Source organism: Micromonospora sp. NBC_00617 (assembly GCF_045161355.1).
Lineage (GTDB): Bacteria > Actinomycetota > Actinomycetes > Mycobacteriales > Micromonosporaceae > Micromonospora.
The window spans coordinates 965,701-984,311 of the sequence record NZ_CP107751.1 but is presented as its reverse complement, the minus strand read 5'-3'; the positions used below and the strand labels follow the sequence as shown (position 1 = coordinate 984,311).

20 protein-coding genes are annotated in these 18,611 nt (G+C 65.8%); 6 read left to right on the top strand and 14 right to left on the bottom strand.

Annotated elements, in window-relative coordinates:
- Positions 1-10 precede the first annotated feature (10 nt).
- The 9 genes from OG505_RS04420 to OG505_RS04380 all read right to left on the bottom strand — a co-directional run bounded on the left by OG505_RS04420 (position 11) and on the right by OG505_RS04380 (position 8,714).
- Positions 11-1,267 carry a CaiB/BaiF CoA transferase family protein gene (locus OG505_RS04420; RefSeq protein WP_405431172.1) on the bottom strand — a complete coding sequence of 419 codons (1,257 nt, stop codon included), beginning with the start codon at positions 1,265-1,267 and terminating at the stop codon, positions 11-13.
- Positions 1,268-1,312: 45 nt separating this feature from the next.
- A complete protein-coding gene (locus OG505_RS04415) occupies positions 1,313-2,923 on the bottom strand; it encodes an acyl CoA:acetate/3-ketoacid CoA transferase (protein WP_405431170.1) in 1,611 nt (536 codons plus the stop codon).
- A 6-nt stretch (positions 2,924-2,929) separates the two neighbouring features.
- Positions 2,930-3,691, bottom strand: a complete 762-nt coding sequence (locus OG505_RS04410; protein ID WP_405431168.1) for an enoyl-CoA hydratase/isomerase family protein — start codon at positions 3,689-3,691, stop codon at positions 2,930-2,932.
- Positions 3,691-4,467 (bottom strand): SDR family oxidoreductase, encoded by a 777-nt coding sequence (locus tag OG505_RS04405; RefSeq protein ID WP_405431166.1) that lies wholly within the window; start codon positions 4,465-4,467, stop codon positions 3,691-3,693. Before OG505_RS04405 ends, OG505_RS04410 begins: the two co-directional genes overlap by 1 nt.
- The gene (locus OG505_RS04400; protein ID WP_405431164.1) at positions 4,464-5,297 is read right to left on the bottom strand and encodes an ABC transporter ATP-binding protein; all 834 of its coding nucleotides are present in this window, start codon (positions 5,295-5,297) and stop codon (positions 4,464-4,466) included. Before OG505_RS04400 ends, OG505_RS04405 begins: the two co-directional genes overlap by 4 nt.
- On the bottom strand, positions 5,294-5,800 hold the full coding sequence (locus OG505_RS04395) for a MaoC/PaaZ C-terminal domain-containing protein (protein ID WP_405431162.1): 507 nt from the start codon (positions 5,798-5,800) through the stop codon (positions 5,294-5,296). The genes OG505_RS04400 and OG505_RS04395 overlap by 4 nt, the downstream gene beginning before the upstream one ends.
- 46 nt (positions 5,801-5,846) lie before the next feature.
- Positions 5,847-6,878 (bottom strand): ABC transporter substrate-binding protein, encoded by a 1,032-nt coding sequence (locus OG505_RS04390; protein ID WP_405431160.1) that lies wholly within the window; start codon positions 6,876-6,878, stop codon positions 5,847-5,849.
- Positions 6,879-6,986: 108 nt separating this feature from the next.
- Positions 6,987-7,841, bottom strand: a complete 855-nt coding sequence (locus OG505_RS04385) for an ABC transporter permease (protein WP_405431158.1) — start codon at positions 7,839-7,841, stop codon at positions 6,987-6,989.
- A gap of 27 nt (positions 7,842-7,868) precedes the next feature.
- A complete protein-coding gene (locus tag OG505_RS04380) occupies positions 7,869-8,714 on the bottom strand; it encodes a sugar phosphate isomerase/epimerase family protein (protein WP_405431156.1) in 846 nt (281 codons plus the stop codon).
- Between the two features lie 120 nt (positions 8,715-8,834).
- Here OG505_RS04380 and OG505_RS04375 point away from each other — a divergent pair, with 120 nt between their 5' ends.
- The 4 genes from OG505_RS04375 to OG505_RS04360 all read left to right on the top strand — a co-directional run bounded on the left by OG505_RS04375 (position 8,835) and on the right by OG505_RS04360 (position 11,558).
- Positions 8,835-9,671 carry an IclR family transcriptional regulator gene (locus OG505_RS04375; protein ID WP_405434381.1) on the top strand — a complete coding sequence of 279 codons (837 nt, stop codon included), beginning with the start codon at positions 8,835-8,837 and terminating at the stop codon, positions 9,669-9,671.
- 141 nt (positions 9,672-9,812) lie between these two features.
- Positions 9,813-10,109, top strand: a complete 297-nt coding sequence (locus OG505_RS04370; RefSeq protein WP_091446604.1) for a transposase — start codon at positions 9,813-9,815, stop codon at positions 10,107-10,109.
- Positions 10,085-10,678: an IS3 family transposase gene (locus OG505_RS04365; protein WP_405431153.1), complete on the top strand. Its 594-nt coding sequence runs from the start codon at positions 10,085-10,087 to the stop codon at positions 10,676-10,678. The genes OG505_RS04370 and OG505_RS04365 overlap by 25 nt, the downstream gene beginning before the upstream one ends.
- Positions 10,596-11,558, top strand: a complete 963-nt coding sequence (locus OG505_RS04360; protein WP_405431151.1) for a zinc ribbon domain-containing protein — start codon at positions 10,596-10,598, stop codon at positions 11,556-11,558. Before OG505_RS04365 ends, OG505_RS04360 begins: the two co-directional genes overlap by 83 nt.
- A 170-nt stretch (positions 11,559-11,728) precedes the next feature.
- On the opposite strand, the gene OG505_RS04355 is transcribed toward OG505_RS04360, so the two are convergent.
- On the bottom strand, positions 11,729-12,508 hold the full coding sequence (locus tag OG505_RS04355) for a transposase family protein (RefSeq protein ID WP_405431149.1): 780 nt from the start codon (positions 12,506-12,508) through the stop codon (positions 11,729-11,731).
- Between the two features lie 94 nt (positions 12,509-12,602).
- On the opposite strand from OG505_RS04355, the gene OG505_RS04350 reads away from it, so the two are divergent.
- The gene (locus OG505_RS04350; protein WP_405431147.1) at positions 12,603-12,872 is read left to right on the top strand and encodes a DUF6959 family protein; all 270 of its coding nucleotides are present in this window, start codon (positions 12,603-12,605) and stop codon (positions 12,870-12,872) included.
- Positions 12,873-13,227: 355 nt separating this feature from the next.
- Entirely contained in the window at positions 13,228-13,866 is a 639-nt protein-coding gene (locus OG505_RS04345; RefSeq protein ID WP_405431145.1) for a restriction endonuclease, read from the top strand.
- A gap of 54 nt (positions 13,867-13,920) precedes the next feature.
- Here the strand turns inward: OG505_RS04345 and xerC are convergent, their stop codons facing one another.
- The 4 genes from xerC to OG505_RS04325 form a co-directional block, all read right to left on the bottom strand.
- Positions 13,921-14,901 carry a tyrosine recombinase XerC gene (gene xerC / locus OG505_RS04340; protein WP_405431143.1) on the bottom strand — a complete coding sequence of 327 codons (981 nt, stop codon included), beginning with the start codon at positions 14,899-14,901 and terminating at the stop codon, positions 13,921-13,923.
- A 107-nt stretch (positions 14,902-15,008) separates the two neighbouring features.
- Positions 15,009-15,482: a hypothetical protein gene (locus tag OG505_RS04335; RefSeq protein WP_405431141.1), complete on the bottom strand. Its 474-nt coding sequence runs from the start codon at positions 15,480-15,482 to the stop codon at positions 15,009-15,011.
- Positions 15,483-15,792: 310 nt separating this feature from the next.
- Positions 15,793-17,001 carry a hypothetical protein gene (locus OG505_RS04330; protein WP_405431139.1) on the bottom strand — a complete coding sequence of 403 codons (1,209 nt, stop codon included), beginning with the start codon at positions 16,999-17,001 and terminating at the stop codon, positions 15,793-15,795.
- Between the two features lie 422 nt (positions 17,002-17,423).
- The gene (locus OG505_RS04325; RefSeq protein ID WP_405431137.1) at positions 17,424-18,611 is read right to left on the bottom strand and encodes an McrC family protein; all 1,188 of its coding nucleotides are present in this window, start codon (positions 18,609-18,611) and stop codon (positions 17,424-17,426) included.

The following is an 18,611-nucleotide window of genomic DNA, read 5'->3' as shown; positions in this document are numbered from 1 at the left end:
GGGCGGTCAGTCAGGACCAGGCGGGCCGCCCGCCCGTCGCCTCGCGATCCGACTCGGAGCCGATGACTCCGGCCGACTTCAGCTCGGCGATCTCGTTGGGGCTGAACCCGGCCGCACGGAGGACTTCGTCGTTGTGCTGGCCCACCTTGGGGGGCACCATGCGCAGGCGGGCCGGGGTCTCGGAGAGCGAAACCGGCATGCCGACGAAACGCACTGGTCCGATTCCGGCGACCTCCGCCTCGAGCACGAGGTTGTTGTGCCGAACCTGCGGGTCGTCGAAGACGGCGTCATAGTCGTGGACGGGCGCTACGAGGATGCCCTCCGCCTCGAACCGAGCCATGATCTCGTCACGTGGGAAGCGCGCGATCGCGTCCGCCAGCAGGTCGCGGGTCTCGTGGACGTGTTCGGTCAGCCCCTCGATGCTCTGGAAGCGGGGGTCGTCGATCTGCTCCGGGGTCAGGCCGCAGGCGCGCGCGGCCCTTCGCCACTGCTCGTCAACGTAGTACTCCCCGATGAGCGTGAACCACAGGCCGTCGGCGGCCTTGTAGTAGCCGTAGAGCGCTGTGTTGCGTGCGTGGGCGATGTTGGCTGGCGGGCGGGGATAGCGCTGGCCGGTGTTCAGGAACGTGGTGCCCTCTTGCAGGTGCGTCGTGATCGCGGCGTTCATCAGGTTCGAGTCCACGATCTGCCCGCGGCCCGTGCGTTCCCTGGCCGCCAGCGCGGCCATCATGCCCAGGGCGAACTGCATGGAGGCGACGTAGTCGATCATGAACGTGCCGCTCGGCATCGGGCCGGTTTCCTCGGTGCCTGACAAGGCCATCAGCCCACTGATGGCCTGCGCCGCCAGGTCCTGTCCGCGCCGATGGGTATACGGCCCACTGAGACCGTACCCCGAGGCATATCCGACGATGATGCGTGGATTGACAGCTGACAAGGCGTCGTAGCCCAGCCCGAGGCGGTCCATGACACCCGGCCGGAAGTTGCTCGCCACGATGTCGGCGTCCTTTGTCAGGTCCAGGATGAGCTTGCGGCCCTCGACCGACTTCACGTCGACGCTGATGCTCCGCTTGTTCCGGTTCGTCGCGGACCAGTGCGGGCTGTATCCATCGCCGATGAACGGGACCTGATTGCGCCCGATCTCACCCACGTCGATGCGCTCGATCTTGATGACGTCGGCCCCGAAGTCGGCGAGCATCTGGGTCGCGGACGGGCCCTGCTCGAGCTGGGTGAAGTCGAGGATGCGAATTCCCTCGAACGCGTCGGTCACGATGAGATCAACCTTTCTGTGTCTGCGGCCGGAAAAGACGGCGGGTCATCCGAGGCGGCGCGGAGGCAGGCAACGCAGCCCCATCGGCTCCGGACGGAACAATCGGCCGTCCATTTCTCGAAGTGGTTCGCGGATGATGGGGGTGAAGCCCATGCGTGCAAGGACGTGGTGCTGCAGGTCGACTCCGGGCGCGATCTCGATCAGTTCGATGCCGTCAGCGCCGAGTCGGAATACCGCTCGCTCGGTGACGTAGAGCACTCGTTGTCCCGCGCGGCGCGCTCGCCTCCCGTCGAAGGCGATGCGCTGGACTCGATCGACCAGCTTGCCGTAGCGGCCGTCTCGTACGATCTCGAGGCGGCCCTCTCCGACGCGCACGTCGAGGTCGCCACCGCGGAAGGTGCCGCAGAACACGACGGTCTTGGCCTTCTGGCTGATGTCGATGAAGCCACCGGGACCGATCGGTGTTCCGTCCACGCCCGCCACGTTGACGTTGCCTTCGGCGTCAATCTGGGCAAACGCCAGACCCGCGAAGTCCAAGGCACCGCCGTCGTACAGGTCGAACTGGCTCGACATGTCCACGATCGCCGTCGGGTTGATGGCAGTTCCCGAATCCAGGCCCACGCCGGGCAGGCCACCGAACACACCCTGCTCGATGCTGAGGGTGAACCGGTCGAGGAAGCCCTCCTCGAGTGCCACGTATGAGATGCCGTTCGCCATCCCGACACCGAGATTGGCGAGATCGTCTTCGTGGATCTCCTGCGCGGCTCGACGCGCCACCACCTTTCGGTGGTCGAAGGGCAGCGGGGTGATGGCCGTGGGCCGGTTCGGCTCCACGCCAGTTCGCCGGGGGTCGCTGCGGGTGATGGGGGTCTGATTCGGCCAGTCGGTGATCACGACGTGATCCACGAGTGCTCCGGGTACCTTGACCCGGCCGGCGGGGAGCTCCCCTGCGGCGACGATCTGTTTCACCTCGGCGACCACCGTGCCGCCGCTGTTGTGGACAGCCTGAGCGATGGCGAGGTTGTCGCTGAAGGCGGCCTCGTCGTCCATCGCCAGGTTGCCGTGGACATCGGCCACCGTGGCGCGCAGCAGCCCGAAGTGCACGTCGAAGCGGGGGTAGAAGAGCCACTCGCGTCCCGCGAGGGTGATCAGCTCGCTGAGACCTTCACGAGTACGGTCGTTCATCCGCCCCCACTCCTGACGGGGGTCGACGAACGTTCCCAAGCCGATATCCGTGAACAGCCCCGGTCGTCCGCCAGCGATCTCCCGGTACAGCAGCGAGATGGTGCCGGCGGGCAACCCGACCGCCTCGACCTGGTTGCCGGCAATCGTTTTCTGCTGGCGGGGCGAGAGCACGAAATGCGAACCGACAAACCTGCGCACCAAGCCAGGAATGGCGATGTGGTCGATCCCGCGGCCCTGGAGGTCGCCGAGCCCCATGACGTGCACGACCGTCAGGTCGTTGGGCGCCCGCTCCTTGCCCCAGCGCTGCTCGAGGGCAGCGAGCAGCGTCTCGGGCACCTGCAGGAGAGAACCGCTGCCGCCCACGGCGAGAGTGACGCCCGACGGGACCAGCGCCACCGCATCCTCGGGCGTCAGCACCAGCCCGGGGCGCCGAGGGTTGTCCCCTGGAGTGGGCTTGAGGGTGAGCGTCATGATCGACTAATCCTCTTTACCCAGGAATCTCGTGACACCTTCGCTTAGTTCACTACTCGCGAAGATGTGCTCCAAAGCATCTGACGCACGCACCAGGCCCGCGTTGAGCGGCAGATCGGTCGCCTCATCGACAAGCTGCTTTGCCAGCTGAAGCGACAAGGCACTGCGAGATACGAGAAGGTCGGCGAGTTCGACGGCGCGCTCCCACGCGGAGCCGTCGACGACCTCGGTCGCCAGCCCCCAACCCAGGGCCGTTACCGCGTCGATGGTCTCCCCGGTCAAGAGCAGCTGCTTGGCCCGTCCCGGTCCAACGAGCTTCGTGAGCCGTTGACTCCCGGTCGCGGCGAGCGCGCCGATCTTGACCTCCGGTAGCCCCAGGCGGACGCCGTGTCGAACCACTCGCAGGTCGCACGCCAGGGCAAGCTCCAGGCCGCCGCCCAGCGCCGGTTGGTCGATGGCGGCGATGGTGGGGAACGGCAGCTTGGCGAGCATCCGCAACATGCGGTCCTCGACGAGTACCTTGCGCTCAGCGGCTTGCTCGCCCAACGCCGCAAACTCACGCATGTCGCTGCCGGCACAGAATGCCCGCCCGCCGGCTGCACCCAGGACGAGGACTCGTGCGTCGGATTCGGCTGCACGCCGGAAGGTTTCGGCCAGGTCGGCGAGCATGCCCAGCGTCATCAGGTGCAGCGGCGAGTTGTCGAGTCGCACCAGCCACACGGGGCCGGACCGGTCGAGCCGGACCGCCGGGGGTACGGTGCCGCCCATCAGAGCATCACGTCCCCGCCGCAAACATTCAGCGTCTCCCCCGTGATATAGGAGGCGTCGTCAGAGGCGAGGAACGCCACGGCGGCCGCCACCTCCTGGGCCTGGCCGGTGCGGCCGAGCGGGATGGTGGCAACGCGGTTGGCCAGCATCAGCGCCGGATCCTTGTCGACCATGCGGCCGAGTTCGACGTTCGCCCGCTGGGCCAGCGGCGTGTCGATCCGGCCCGGAGCAACCGCGTTGACCCGAATTCCCCGTGGCGCCAGCTCAGCGGCGAACGTCTTGGTCGTGCTGATGACCGCGGCCTTCGACGCCGCATAGTTCGCCGACATCACATTGGGCAACACCGCCTGGATCGAGGCCACCGTCACGACGCTGCCGCCGTTCGACAGGAGCCGCGCCGCGAGTTGGAGGGTCAGGAACGTACCCCGAGCATTCACGGCCAGTACGCGGTCCCAATCCTCCACGCTCAACTCCAGTAGCGGTCCGAAGGTCTGGATACCGGCGTTGGCGACGACGACATCAACCTGACCTAAAAGGCCGCCGAGCGAGGCCAGCGAGGCTGAGTCCGAGACGTCGACCGTCGCGGACTCGGCGGAGCCGCCGGCGGCCCGCAGGACGGTCGCCGCTTCTCGCGCCAGGTCCTCGTTCACATCAGCAACGACGACATGTGCGCCCTCCGCGGCGAGCCGCTCGGCGATGGCCCGTCCGATCCCTTGGCCGGCTCCGGTCACCAGCGCGCGGCGATCCACGAACCGGAATGCGCTGCCGACCGTCATGACTTCGCGTTCGGCAGTTCGATGCCGTGGAGCACGCCCAGCCGCTCGAAGTGCTGGTAGATCCGGTCGGCGTACTTGCCGAAGGCAGGAGATTCCCCGAGCGCGATCGGCCGCGGACGGGGCAGGTCGACGACGATTTCATCGACGATTTCTCCCGGGCTGGGGCTCATGACGAAGATCCGATCGGAGAGCCCGACGGCCTCCTCCACGCTGTGGGTGATGAACAGGACCGTGGGGCGCCGCTCCATCCACAGCGCCTCGAGGTCGGTACGAACCTGCAACCGGGTCAGCGCGTCGAGCGCACCGAAGGGCTCATCGAGCATGAGAACCGACGGGTCGTGCACGAGCGTCCGGATCAGCGACACCCGCTGGCGCATCCCGCCGGAGAGCTGACGGGGGTACTTCTTCATCGCCTTGGTCAGCCGCAGTCGCTCGAACAACTGCTCTGCGCGACTGCGGATCTCCTGCTCGGGTAGGCCGCGGATCGTCGCTTGCAGCATGACGTTGTCGATAGCGGTCCGGAACTCGAGGAGAAGGTGATCCTGGAACGCGATACCCACGTCCGTGATGGGCCGCTTCACCGACTCACCCCCGACGCGGATGTCGCCGGTCGTGCGGTCGAGCAGTCCGGCGACCATGAGCATGAGGGTGCTCTTGCCGCATCCGGAGGGGCCGACGATGGAGATGAACTCGCCGGGCTTGATGTTCATGTCGACCGGCTTCAGCGCCTGGAACGGGTTCGGGCCGTCCAGTCCGAAGGTCTTGCTGACGGACTCGATGGAGATCGAGGCTTTCGTCCGAGCGTCGGCCGCGGTTGCGCGTGCGATCATGACTGTGCCTTCCCACTTGCATCGACCCCGCCGAGGGGCACCTTGGACAGAAGCTCCACCTTCTGCCCCTCCTGGCAGACGCGGCCGTCCTGGTCGACGACGCGCACGTCGAAGGTCACGATCGCTTGAGTCGGCTTGGACGCACTGTCGCGCATCTCGGCAACCGAGTACTCGACGAAGATCGTGTCGCCGATGAAGATCGGGGCCTTGAACCTCCAGTCCTTGATTCCGAGAAATGCGACGGCGGTGTCCCGCAGCATCTCGGTGCGGGGCCACATCAGGCCGTGCGCGTAGGCCAGGCCCAGCATGCCGTGCGCGATCCGTCGACCGAATTGGCTGGCTTTCGCGTAGACGTCGCTGGTGTGCACCTCGGAGAAGTCACCGGTCAGCGCGGCGAACCCGAGAACGTCGGCGTCGGTGATGGTCCGTCCCGGGCTGCGGAACGCAAGTCCGACGTACAGGTCCTGGTAGATCAGTCCTTGCCGCGGAATGTCGTGTGGCACGTGATCCCTCCTTTCCACAGATCAGTGAGAGGTGTTCGCTGCGGGCTCACTTCGCGGCCAGCGGCACCGGCTTGCCGTCCTGGCACTGCTGCATCTCCGCCTCGGCGGGAAGGAGGTCGTTCGAGTAGTACGTGGTGGCGTCCGTTCCGGCGGGCAGGAGCCCGATCGAGGAGAGCAGGTCCTGGGTACGGCTCCAGCTCTCGGCGGGCGCCTTGCCGACGGCCGTGGCGCCGCCGGCGCAGAACAGCGGAATAATCGCGTTGAGCTCAGCCAGGCTCTGCTGCTCGTTCGAGTTGGGGAAGTACGTCTTGACCGCCGCGGCGCCAGCCTTCGGATCCGCGATGACAGCCGCCCACCCCTTGAGGCTCGCTCGGATGAACGCCTTGACGTCGTCGGCGTTGTTCTTCAGGTAGTCCTCGTTGGCGAACACGCTGGTGCTGACCGTCGGAACCCCATAATCCGCGAACGTCCAGTTCTTGGTCTGCGCGCCCTGCTGCTCCAGCTGCACGCCGTACGCGTCGGTCGAGCCGAGGATGGCATCGACGCGCTTCTGCAGCAGCGCCTGAACCAGGGACTCCTTGGGCAGGCCCACCTGCTTGATGTCCGACGGCTTCATGCCGTTCTTTTCCAGCAGGATGGGCAACATCGCGGTCTGCGAACCGCCGGTCGGCACACCCACACTGCGGCCCTTCAGGTCCTGAATCGCGTTGATGCCGCTCGACGTCAGGGTCGTCACCTGGTTGGGGCTGGACTGGTAGACCGTCATGATGTTCTTCATGGGGGCGCCCTTGGCGATGAGGGCGCTCGTGGTGGCCGCGTCCGCGTATGCGACCTGAGCCTTGCCCGATGCGACCATCTGGGCGGTGACGCCGGAGCCGGCGCCCGGAACGATCTCGACGTCCAGCCCTTCCCCCTTGTACAGGCCGTGGACGGCGGCGTACTCGAAGCCCGCGTTGAATCCGCCCGCGGTGAAGTTGAGCTGGAAGGTGAAGGGCTTGAGCTTGGTGCCGTCGGCGCCGACGGAGGAGTCGCTCGAGCCGCCGCCGCAGGCGGTGAGCGCCATGGAGGCGGCCAGCACGGACGCGACCAGCGCGGATCGCCGGGGGATGTGGCGCATGTCTTTCCTTCCCAGGATCGTCGTCGATCCCGTTTAGTGAGGTGGTGCGTGGTGGAGGGGGGTGATCAGTTAGTTGTTACGCGCGCGCTGCCAGGGCGTCAGCAGCCACTCGACCAGCTCGACGAGGTAGTTGAGAGCGATTCCGATGATGGTCAGCACGACGAGGACGGCGAAGATCAGCGTGGTGTCCAAGGTGCTCGTGCCCTGGAGCAGCAGGTAGCCCAGCCCGGTGTTGGCTCCGACGAACTCGGCGACGAGGGCTGCCGTCGCGGCGAGCGTCGCCGATGTCTTCAGCCCTGAGAAGATCACGGGCAGGGCGGACGGGAACCGCAGATAGCGGAAGGTCTGCCAGCGCGACGCGCCCATCGACTTGGTGAGGTAGAGCATCCGGTCGTCCAGAATCCTGAAGCCGCTGATGCTCGCCACCAGGAGCGGGAAGAAGGTCATCAGGATGGTGAGCAGAATCTTGGACTCCATGCCGAAGCCGATCCACACCACGAAGAGGGGGGCGATCGCGATCTTGGGAACGAGCTGCATGAAGACGACCGGCGGGTACACCACCTGCCTGGCGACGCGACTGAGCGCGATCATCAGCCCGAGCGGGATGGCCGTCACGATGGTGATACCGAGACCGGCCACGATCTCGGTGAGCGTGACGCCGGTGTTCTCCCACAACAGCGGGAAGTCGTTGGCCATGCGGGCGAAGGTTTCCTGCGGGCTGGGCAACAGGTACGAGGGGATGTCAAACGCCTCCACCGCGCCGGCCCACAGAGCGACGATGGCCGCGAAGACCCCCACCGGGATGAGGTCCCAGGCGAGCTTGCGGAGTCGGCGGGGCCGATAGGTCGTCGCCGCGGAGGTCTCAGGCGCCGCGACGGCCTTCGGAACCCCGGCGGTCGTCGGGGAATCGGTTTGCATGGACATCGTGAACCTTTCGTTCATATCAGCGGCTCAGCCGGCTAGCGCCGGGGTGTGGGCAGCGCCTGTCGCGAGGATCGACTCGATCGACGACCTGAGCAGCCGGGCGGTGGAGTGCGCGGGCTGCCCGTCGAAGCGGTCCGTGAGAACTTCGACCTCGAGTGGTCCCGAGAAGCCCGCATGTCGCGCGATCGCCACGAACCCGGCGAGATCGATGACCCCTTCGCCGGGTACTCCGCGCCCACGGGGAAGGTTGACGGTGGGTACGAGCCAGTCGGACAGGTGCACCGCGAGGATGCGGCCGTCGGCGTGCGCGAACTGCGCCGCCAGATCCGGATCCCACCAGAGGTGGTAGGAATCTGCCGCGATGCCGACCCAGCGAGAGTCGAGCGCCTCGACCATGCTGAGCGCCGCGCGAAGGGTGACGAGCGCGGATTTCTCGGCAGCGAACATGGGGTGGAAGGGCTCAAGGGCGAGGGCAACCCCTCGGTCCTCGGCTTCGGGCAACAGTGCCTCCAGCACCCGAGCGGCTCGCTCGAGCGTGGCCCGTGCACTGTGCACTACGGGGCCGACGACGACGACGAGATGGTCGGCACCCAGTTCCGCGGCGTCGTCGAGAGCCTGCAGGCTGGCGTCATCCGCCGCCCGCTGGTCGGGTTCGACGAGATACCCCCCTCGGCAGACGGCGTGAACCGAGAGTCCCGCACGGCGCGTGGCCATGCCTACGGCAGACGCCGATTCGAAGCTCGGGGCGTGTCGCCAGATGTTCAGGGCGTCGAAACCGGCGATCGCGGCGGCCTCGGCGAACTCGTCGGCCGACACCGAGAGGAAGGTGCCCTGGCTCAGGACCGTGGGTCGGGTGTGCGTGTTCGCCACCATGAGGCCTCCCTGACTCCCGGACCGACTGGAACGCCGTTGCTTAGCGGAACGGTATTCCAGTACTGTCGACAGCGCAAGGGGCACGTGGAAGATTGGGTCACGTCAACTTCCCCGCAGCCGATGTGGGCGAGTGCCAATAGAAAGTGGTGGATAATGGTTGCTGCTGGGACACTGTCACGCGGCTTGGCGGTGCTCTCCTGCCTTGTCGGTGAGGTCGAGGGCGTGCCTCTAGCTCGCATCTCTGACCAATTGGGACTTCCCAGGAGCGCGACCCATCGGATCCTCGCGACACTCACGGACGAAGGCTTCGTCTTTCAACTCAAACCGTCGGGCAACTACGCGCTTACGCTCCGTGTCGTCGGCCTGGGGTTACGACACCTGGCGACCTCTACCATCACCGGGCTCGCCAAACCTGTCCTGGCCCGCCTCGCTCGCACCTCAGGCCAACTCGTCCGCCTAAGCCTGGTCGACAGGGAGCAGTTGATCTGGGTCGCCAAGGAGCAGGGCGCAAAGTCCGGACTCCGATACGACGCTGATGTGGATCACGGCCACGTGATTCCCCTCGACTCGACCGCGACGGGGATCGCCTGGCTGTCCGCGCTTCCCGAGGACCGGGCCCTACGGCTCGTCGCCCGGCAGGAGCCGCCGCGACGGCACCCGGTCGGGCCCGGCATGCCGCGCAGCCTCGCCGACGTGACGGCCCGCATCCGCGAAGCGCGAGAGCAGGGCTGGGCGCGCGTGCATGAGAGCAATGAACGAGGGATCTCAGCGATGGCCATGCCGCTGGTGGATGCGCACAGCGGCGAGGCGCTCGGAGCGGTGAGCATTGCCGGACCGAGCATTCTCCTGACCGAGGACCGGGTGCGCGAAATCGTCCCGGCTCTGCAACAAACTGTCGACGAGCTCGGGGGCATTGCCGCAGCACTGGCGGGCGAAGCCCATCGCAACGAGTCGTAGGGCTCTGTTGCGTTGAGCGTTGGCAAGGCCGAGTGGCCCAGAGCGGTACATCGATGCGGCCGACTCTCTTCAATGGCGCCTGAAACCACACCTGAGGTTCCCCCGTTAGCGTGGAGGCCGGACCTAAAGGGATAGATGGTCATGGCTGAAACGAGGAGACGGTTCGACCGGGAGTTCCGTGAGGGCGCCGTGCGGATCGTGCGGGAGACGGGTAAGCCGATCGCGCAGGTCGCTCGGGATCTGGGTATCAACAGCGGCACCTTGGCGAACTGGGTGGCGCAGGACCGACGGGATCGGGGTGAGGCCGCCGCCGGCGGGCTCGGTGAGGACGAACGCGCCGAGCTGGCTCGTCTGCGCAAGGAGAACGCCGAGCTGGCGATGGAGCGTGATGTGCTCAAGCGATCCGTGGTCCTGTGGGTCAAGGAGGCGACGAAGTGAGCGTGGCCGGGTTCGTCGCCGCCCAGAGGACCGAGCACGCTGTGCCGCACGCGGTGACCTGTCGGGCGCTTGGGCTGTCGCAGTCGTGGTTCTACAAGTGGCGTGACCGGCAACCCACCGCGCGGCAGACCCGCCGCGATGCCCTCGATGAGGCGATCCGGGCAGCGTTCGACGCCTCCGGCGGCACTTACGGCTCCCCGCGGGTGACCCTCGACCTGCACGCCGACGGGTGGCAGGTGTCGGTCAACACCGTCGCGGCCCGAGCAACCCCGGAGGACATCTCCCATGACAACCCAACCATCCGCCACGGCGCGAGTCGTCGGCGCATCGAGCTACAGCACCACCATCCCGCCCGCCCACGAAGCCGAGTGCTGGCATCGCCGTCCAGTCCGCTTTCTTTCACATCGGGGCAGCGGAGGCCAAGGAGCGAACGACGCACGCCCACCGACGCGTGTCCCGGCCGGGGCAACCGCCGGACGGAGGCGCATGACGCTGCCGCCCGATCACCAATATCAACAACGCAAGGAGCCGGATTCGGCAACGATCGCAGCAGCGGACGAGCGACTTGACCAGCCCAGCGAAGACAACGGTTCATGGACGGTCGACAACGTCGACGGCGGTGCAACGACCGGGGTCACCAGCGTGGCGGCGCCCGTTCAGCCACCCGAGCTACACCCCGGCGCCGCCGCCGCCCCACTCATCGACGATGCGACCTTCGAGCAGGCCCAAGCACTCCTGCAACGGCGCGGACGAGGAACCGGCGGTCAGCACGTCAGGCGGCGCACCCGCAACCCGTACGTCTTCCGCGGCATGATTTACTGCGCCGCCTGCGACCGACGCGTGCAGGGCCAGTACAACCACGGCGACGCCTACTACCGCTGCCGCTTTCCGCAGGAGTACGCCCTCGCCAACCAGGTCGTACATCCCCGCAACGTGTACCTGCGCGAGGACGCCCTCACCGACCCGCTCGACATCTGGCTGGCCTCCGCCTTCGCACCCCACCGCATCGAACAGACGATCACCGCGATGGCCGACGCCCAGCCCCTGGATCATCCGCCCGCACTTGCCACGGCAGCCCAGACAATCATCACCGCATGCGACGCCAAGCTGGAGCGCTACCGGGCGGCCCTCGACGCCGGTGCCGACCCGGCGGTAGTCACCGGCTGGATCGCCCAGACCCAGGCCGAACGCGCCCGCGCCGAAACCGACCTCCACGCGAAGGTGGGCAACAGCCCGCGCCGGATGAGCCGAACAGAAATCGCGAGCCTGGTGACGGCGGTCGGCGACTTCGCCGCCGTGCTCCGCGACGCCGACCCCGCCGACAAGGCCGAGGTCTACCGGCAACTCGGCCTCCGGCTCACCTACCAGCCTGAAACGCAAACGGTGCGCGCTGAAATGGATCTCAACGCGCACCGTGGGGTAATGGTTTGTGTCCGAGGGGGGACTTGAACCCCCACGTCCAGCATCCATGCACCAGATGGGTGCTCATGCGCCCAATCTACCAGCAGCGCGGAGCGGCAGTTCCGAGTCCTGAGCACAGGTCTCGTAAACCCGCCGAGCAGCTCGCTAAGGGACGTCTCGTATCTAGGTGAAGGCGTTTCCCAGCGCCGGCCCGGCGGTCAGCCGGTCAGGATGATGTTGTGAAGGTTGGCGATGCCGGAGGCGGCGTCGGCCAATGTGTGGGCGGCGCGGCGGTAGTCGCGCAGGATCTTGAAGCACTTCATCCTGGCCAGAGCGTGTTCGACTCCGGCGCGGACGGTGCGGTGGTGGCTGTTCAGCTCTTCTTTCCAGGCTGGCAGGACGCCGCCGTCGGCGGGCTTGCGGTACGGGATGATCACCTCAGAGTTGCCGCGGTAACCGCCGTCGGCCATGACGGGTCGCCCGGCCAGCTTCTCTTCGATGCCGCTGGTGCGGAAGACGATCGTGTCGTTTCGATTGCCGGGCTGCGGGTCGCCGACAGCGATGACCAGGCGGGTGCTGGCGTCGATGGCGACCTGCAGGTTCGTCGAGTACCGGTAGTTCTTGCTCTTAGTGGCCAAGCGGTGATCGCGGGTGGGGATCAGGGTGCCGTCGACGATGGCGATCTGGTCGACCGGCCGTCGGCGCACCGGTGCCAGGGCCAGCAACGGGCCGAGGGTGTCGATGACCCGGTGCGCAGCGGAGTGCGACACCCCGAACAGCGGACCGATCTGGCGCATGGTCAGGTTCGTGCGCCAGTACACGGCCACCAACAGCACCCGATCGGGCAGGTCGAGAGCCCATTGCCGGCCCGGCCGCCCGTCTCTAATCGCGTCACCGCCACGCTCCGCGACCAAGTGGACCAGCTGGCGGAACTGGGCGGGCTGCAGCCCGGTGAACGGGAAAATCCAAGCCGGGCGGGCTGCGGTGATCACCTGCACCCGGGCAGCCTGACCGACCATCTCAACCAGACAGTCGCCGGGGTAAGCAGACCTCCCTTGGACGACCTTCGAGTGGTGCTGGAATCCTGCTCAGATGAGCCAGGACCAGGCGCAGGTGCTGTCCCGTGTTACCAACTTTGCCGTCGTGCAGCTTTCGGGTAGGGCATTCCCCGGCATCCACCTGCAGGGCGATACGTTCGCTGCCCTGCTGGTACAGCTGGCGGACGCGGCGCGCCTACTGCGCCATGACCCCGGCGACCGCGCAGCTCTCGACGAGCTGGACGACGCAGTCGGAGAGTTAGAGCGCTTCCTCGGCTTCTACGAAGCGACGCTCGCGGAGCGAGGGATCCAGCGGCCGTACTGATACGGCGGTCACCGGCGGATGCTCACCTCGAAGACCACCGTCGGTCGGACCACCGCACCAGCGACGGACATCTCACCATCGTCGAGATACGAGACGTCCCTTAGGAGAAGTCCACAGCTCGCTCAACCGGGCTCGACGCCGGTCCAAGCGTCTCGGCTGATGGCTGTCGGCATGGTGTGGTGACGGATGCCAGGGATTTGGGGCACGACCTTGGAGGATCACCATTCAATCACGGCGGCCGCTCTCGCGCCTGAAGAACTGTCGGAGGCAACAACTACCCTGGTGTCTAGCGGCAACCCATCACACAGCGGGGGTGGTAGCGATCAGGAGTGGTAGAAGCTACGAGCGCCAGGTCATGCGGTATCTCACCGAGGAAGATCAGCATGTTACGTTCGAGCTCGATGCAAGAATCCTCGATAGGAGTCAGCGCTATCGCCGTCAGGTCGACATATGGCTACCGAAGTCTCGCGAAATCGTGGAGTGCAAGAATCATTCTCGAGTCGTGGGCGTGGGAGTGGTGGACGCCCTCGTGGGTGCAATCGACGACACCGAAGCCCACGGCGGACGGATTTTCAGTAACAGCGGATTCACCTCGATCGCCCGAGCTAGGGCGGAGAAGGCAGGAATCAGTTGTATTAAACTTCCGTACGGTGATCAAGTCGAGTTCTTTCACACATCCAAAGGTGGAGGCACATACTACGGTGACTACTTGGACCTGTGTTGGGCCTCGACCAAAGGCTGCGACAGCGTAGGAAGGATCAATTACTGCGACGAAGAAGGGGTCGACTTGCCGATAGTTGTAGGCAGTAGTGTGGATTGGGGAAATGTTCAGATGCGCGGCTTCATTGCCTATATCCTTCTGGCGCACCAGCTCGGGAAGCCCCCAGCAGAGTGGACAGTCGACAACTTCGTCTATGAGCATGGCAACATGTTCGAGTCCGGATTCGAGTGGACAATCAACGAAGGAAAGGTAAGCCACCTGGCGGTGGCATGAAATATACGACGCTGCAGCCCGACTACGGACTGGGTACCCAGAACCAGAGACTCCCTACGTTCCATCTCCGGGAGATGGGCCGATAAGACCTTGGGTGTTTACCCCTCGCACTCCGACCGGCGCCGAGAGCAGAGGGTGCGACTCACCCGTTAAGGCTGCCAAAGCTCGGGCGACCTCGTAGACGTCGGCTCGCACATAGGTGCTGGTAGTGCCGGCATCAGACCTGCCATTGTGACCTGCGAACGCTCGGGCTACTGCATAGCCGAAGCTCCGCTCCACCCAGGTCAAGGTTGTGTGGCGTAGCCAATGCGTGCTGACCTGCTGGGTAGCCACCCAAGGCAGGTGCTTACCGAGGCGCTGCCACAGATGGTCGTGGCGCCGGCTTGTGATGGGCCGACCGTTCCGGTATCTGAGCAACCGATCAGTCGGTTTGCCACCACCTCGGTCATCAGAATGCCCCGCAAGCTGAGTGGCCAGCGTAGGTGAGATCGGTTGCCACCGCACGGTCTCGCCCTTCTCGTGCAGCTGGACCATGCACTGCTCCATATCGAGATCCGCGCGGCGGAGGGCAAGCCCTCCGCCCCTCCTGCACGCAGTCTCGATATGGAGTCGCAATATCAGGGCATCGAGCTCAGGGTCGTTTCCGGTGGTGGCAGCGACTTCGTTGATCGAGGCAAGCTGCCGCTCGGACAGGGCCCGCCTCGTGCTGGCCAGGCGTCGGGGCTTGGGCACCCGCTTGGCAGGGTTGTTGAACTCGGTGATGAGCCCGTCGGCCTCGGCATAGCTGTAGAGGCACCTGAGCGAAGAGATGAGGTGCTCCGCGGCCGTCCGCCCGCCGCGAGAGTTTCTTCGCACTACGAGCTGGTCCTTCATGCGCTCGGCGAGCTGCCTGATCTCCAGCGGCGTCGGCTCGTTCAGGCGGCGGCTGCCCCAGACCTCTCGGACCCTGTTCCAGTAGGTACCGTAAACCCGTCCCGTGCCCGCCGTTACCGCCTCAGATACGCGTTCGATGTACTCGTCGAACGTGGGGACCATGCGAGGTGTGCTCTGCACGGTCAGGAGCTGCTCCGGCGTTACCCCTAGCCGAGCCAGAAGGAGCCGAGCCGCCTCCAGTTCGTCGCCCCCGCTGAAGGCCGACCCCATCACGCTGCCTCACGTACGCCGTATCGCGAAACCATGAGCTCAAGTGCGCTCATCGTGTAGACCAGCAAAACGGGGCGGTCCGGGTATGCCAGCACCAGGAGACGATGACCTCGTTCGACGCCGCAGCTCCGCCGCACTGAGGACGGCAGCACCAGGTGACCTTGCCGGTTGATCGTCCACCGCGCGCAGCGCCGCGCGGTCACCGTGATCACGTTGTCCCTAGCGACGAGGTCGATGGGACGACCGGCGAACCACCCGAGGGCTTGTAGTGGCCTGCGGTCGGCCAGACGGCCGCTTACGTCGACGGATGTGACTGCGCAATGTACCGCCTGAGGCTTGAGGGCCCGCGCAAGGGGCGGCAACGGCAGGCCGCGGGCGATAAGGCTGTAGTGGTCGTAGGGACCGGCTCCCAACTGACCATCCTCGGGTCCCTTGCATGCCGATACGGCTATCTCACCCTGTTCATGCAGCACGCGATCACCTCCCGTGAGCAGCAGACCCCAGGCCAGACGTCGCTGGTGGCTTCGTCCCGCTGTGATTAGTGGGAGTGCTCCCCGACGCCAACTCGAACCATGCCGAGATCCGGCTACCGTGCCGCTACCTGTGAGCGCCACGGGAAGCGGCAACGGTAGCGCTTCGCCGCTGGGCCAAGCGCAACCCAGGCTGCGCCGTCGCAACGAGGCCACGCCTGCCGTTCCACATCTTGGACACCGGCGAATATAGACGCGTGTGGAGCGAGGCATTCCAACGCGCCGCAGCAGCTAACCCAGATAAGCCGCAGATCTACAAAAAGAGGTCTGCGGTCTTGGGGAGGCCGACTGCCGCGAGATCGATGTCTAGCCAGGCGGGCTCGTCGCCGTAAGCGGCTGCCCACCAGTCGGTGTGCTCGGTCGCCTCACTGGAGAGAGGAACGATGATCGTCTCGCGCACGAGGTAGGGATGGGTGAGTCGTCGGAGGAAGACTCCGGACGCCGAACGACCGGTAACCGCTTGGGCAGCGGCATCGTTACCGTCGAAGTTCACCCCGGGCCCACTCGACAGTACGACACCGTGGGCGTTCGCAGGCCAGGTGATTCTGCTGCGGATCAAGGCAGCGATTGCATCGATGCGGTCTGCTGGCTCCATCGTGGTCCACGCTGTGAACTGAAAGAGCCCATCCAGGCAGTCCACGCGAACCCAGGCAGGCAGCGGGCCGGCGATCTGCGCAGCCTTCTTAGCGAGAGTTCGACCGAGCCGGTGCCAGCCGTCACGGTTTTGGGGAGCGCCGGTGAAGCTGGGTCCCGGCGGTGACAAGTCCGGGTAGATCACCACCACTCCAAGATCCCCTCGGAGCACCTGCACCTCGTGCGACTCTGCTGCAACAGACGCAAGGACGCCGACGGCCCTCAGCCACTCCCACGTCTCGGTTTCGTCCATGTGATCGTCCAGCGCCACTACACAGGTCACGTCGTGCGTGCGCTCGATTCCCCTGATCACGGCCTGAACATGGTCTTCGTAGTTTTCCCACGCCATGTCGACGGCTCCCCGAGGAACCGTGGTGGTCTCGACCATCCACGGCCTTTGCTCTGGGTCGATAAGGAGGTCCGCGTTCTTGACTGAGCCGGGAATCGGCGGCTCGAAGCTACATGGCGTTCCGGAGCTTGCTGCCGCCCGAGCAACCTCCAGTTGAAGCCAGGTGTGCCGCCAGGTTGCGGTATCCACGCCCTTCCTCATGTTGGTCCGGACTTTCGCGAACGTAGACTCACCGGCCGCAGCGTCCAGCCAGAGCGCCCATGACAGCAACTGAGGTAGCGCGTAGCGGTGAGTACCCACGAGCAGCAGTTCGCGTGGCACCCAGCCTTGCTTCTTGTACTGGCGGCCCAGCCAGCTCTCCCCGAGGTGCATGCGCAACCGACCGACAGCCCACCGTGCTGCGGCAACGCCATTGTCGGGCAAGCCATTGCGGACGATCATCTCGTCGATTAGCTGCCAGGTCGGTCCAGCCTCGCTCATCTCGTCAGGATGGTATCGATGAGCCCTCCGTACAAGCTTCTTTTTTGGCGGACAGGATCCCCTACCGCAGGGGAGAAGCCTGGTCGGCGTCGTCCTCGGCACACCAACGAGTGCAGCGGTGCTGTGAAGGATGCGCCGCGGTATCCGTCCAGCCCGAGGGCAAAACGGCGTCAGGTCAGATGGGTTGCCGCAGAGCTACCGCAATGGCAGGGCCGGAGGGCCGGTCCGGAAGGACCCAGCGCGGGAGGGCATCCAAGCCGAAAACCCACCGCTCCCCAACCCGTTCCTGTTCACCGAGTCGCATCGCCGTATTGACTCGTGCTTGTTGCCGGCGACGCCGTCGGAGAGGATGAACCAGTCCGCAGCGATCGACCGCCGCGTTGCCCTCTCGTTGATCGGTCGCCTGCAGGTCGTCGCCTTCCTCAGTAGGCGCTTGGCCCGGCTGCGCGCCGGACCAGCGCCGCAACGTCATCAAGAATCTCGTGCGGCTGCCTCAAGAGGTCGAGCGGGTGATGGATGATCTCTATCGTCGTATTCCGGATGTGCTTGCGCTCCGGCGGAGTCGTTCCCTTCGCGTATACCAGCCATCCAGCTCGCACATCGAGGGCAGCACAGTAGGCGAGCATCTGGTAGGTGTCTCCGTTCGGGAAACCCGACGTTGGATGCTCAAGCTTGTACTTTGCATCGAACACCGCGACGGGTCGGCCGTCGACCAGGTAGACCAGGTCGGGCCGAATCGGGATGCTCTGTTCGGCATCCAGATAGGTCCGATACTGCTCCTCCGCAACTCCTGGACAGGATCCGAGCGCCTCGCGGATCGCGGCGGCTACGAAGTTTTCGAAGACTGTGGCCATGTTGACGGCGAAGGCAGCGATTGCGATGCCGCCGGCATCGGGCTCCACGGACTGGTTATCGAGGATCAGCTCGGCCAGCCGGAGTGCGGGCACATACCTCATGTTGATCCGACTGGGGCTCCACAGGGGAACCGGCGCATGGGGTGGAAGTACGGGTACCCCGGCAAGGCGTGCGTCCAGCCGCTCTAGCCGCTCCCGTGCGGACGGCAGGAGCCGGGGCACGGCCAACATTCGGCGTACAGCGGTGCGGAGCAGGCGGTTCTCGACGATATCGACGGTCCAGTCGTCGAACTGCACCTCGATCGGCAGCGGTATGGCTGGCCGACGGGCGAACTGCTCGGCGAATCGAACGCGTCCCCGGATCAGAGGGAGTGCCTCCTCGAACGATGTGTACCCCTGCAGGAGACCACCAGCGAGGGCCCGCTCGGCCTGCCGGATCAATGACTCCGCCAGTGCCGGCCATAGTCCTGACGCCGGTGCCGCAGTTACGTCCTCCGGGCGGAACCGCGGATCTTTCGCGTACCCGAGAAAGAACAGCAACCTCACCACGCCGACCTTCGGCTGCACCTGGACGTCGAGGTCTCCAGCGCGGACCGCACCCACCTTGCCGCCAGGTCGAATACGCCAGCTCCTGCGCTCGGGGGTCAGCTTGACCAGGCCGGACGCCCGGAGTACCCGAACCTGAGCGTCGTCGAGGGGCCGCAGCACACCACTGGTATCCAGTTCCGGCAGGATGACCGCATCCACGCTGTCCAC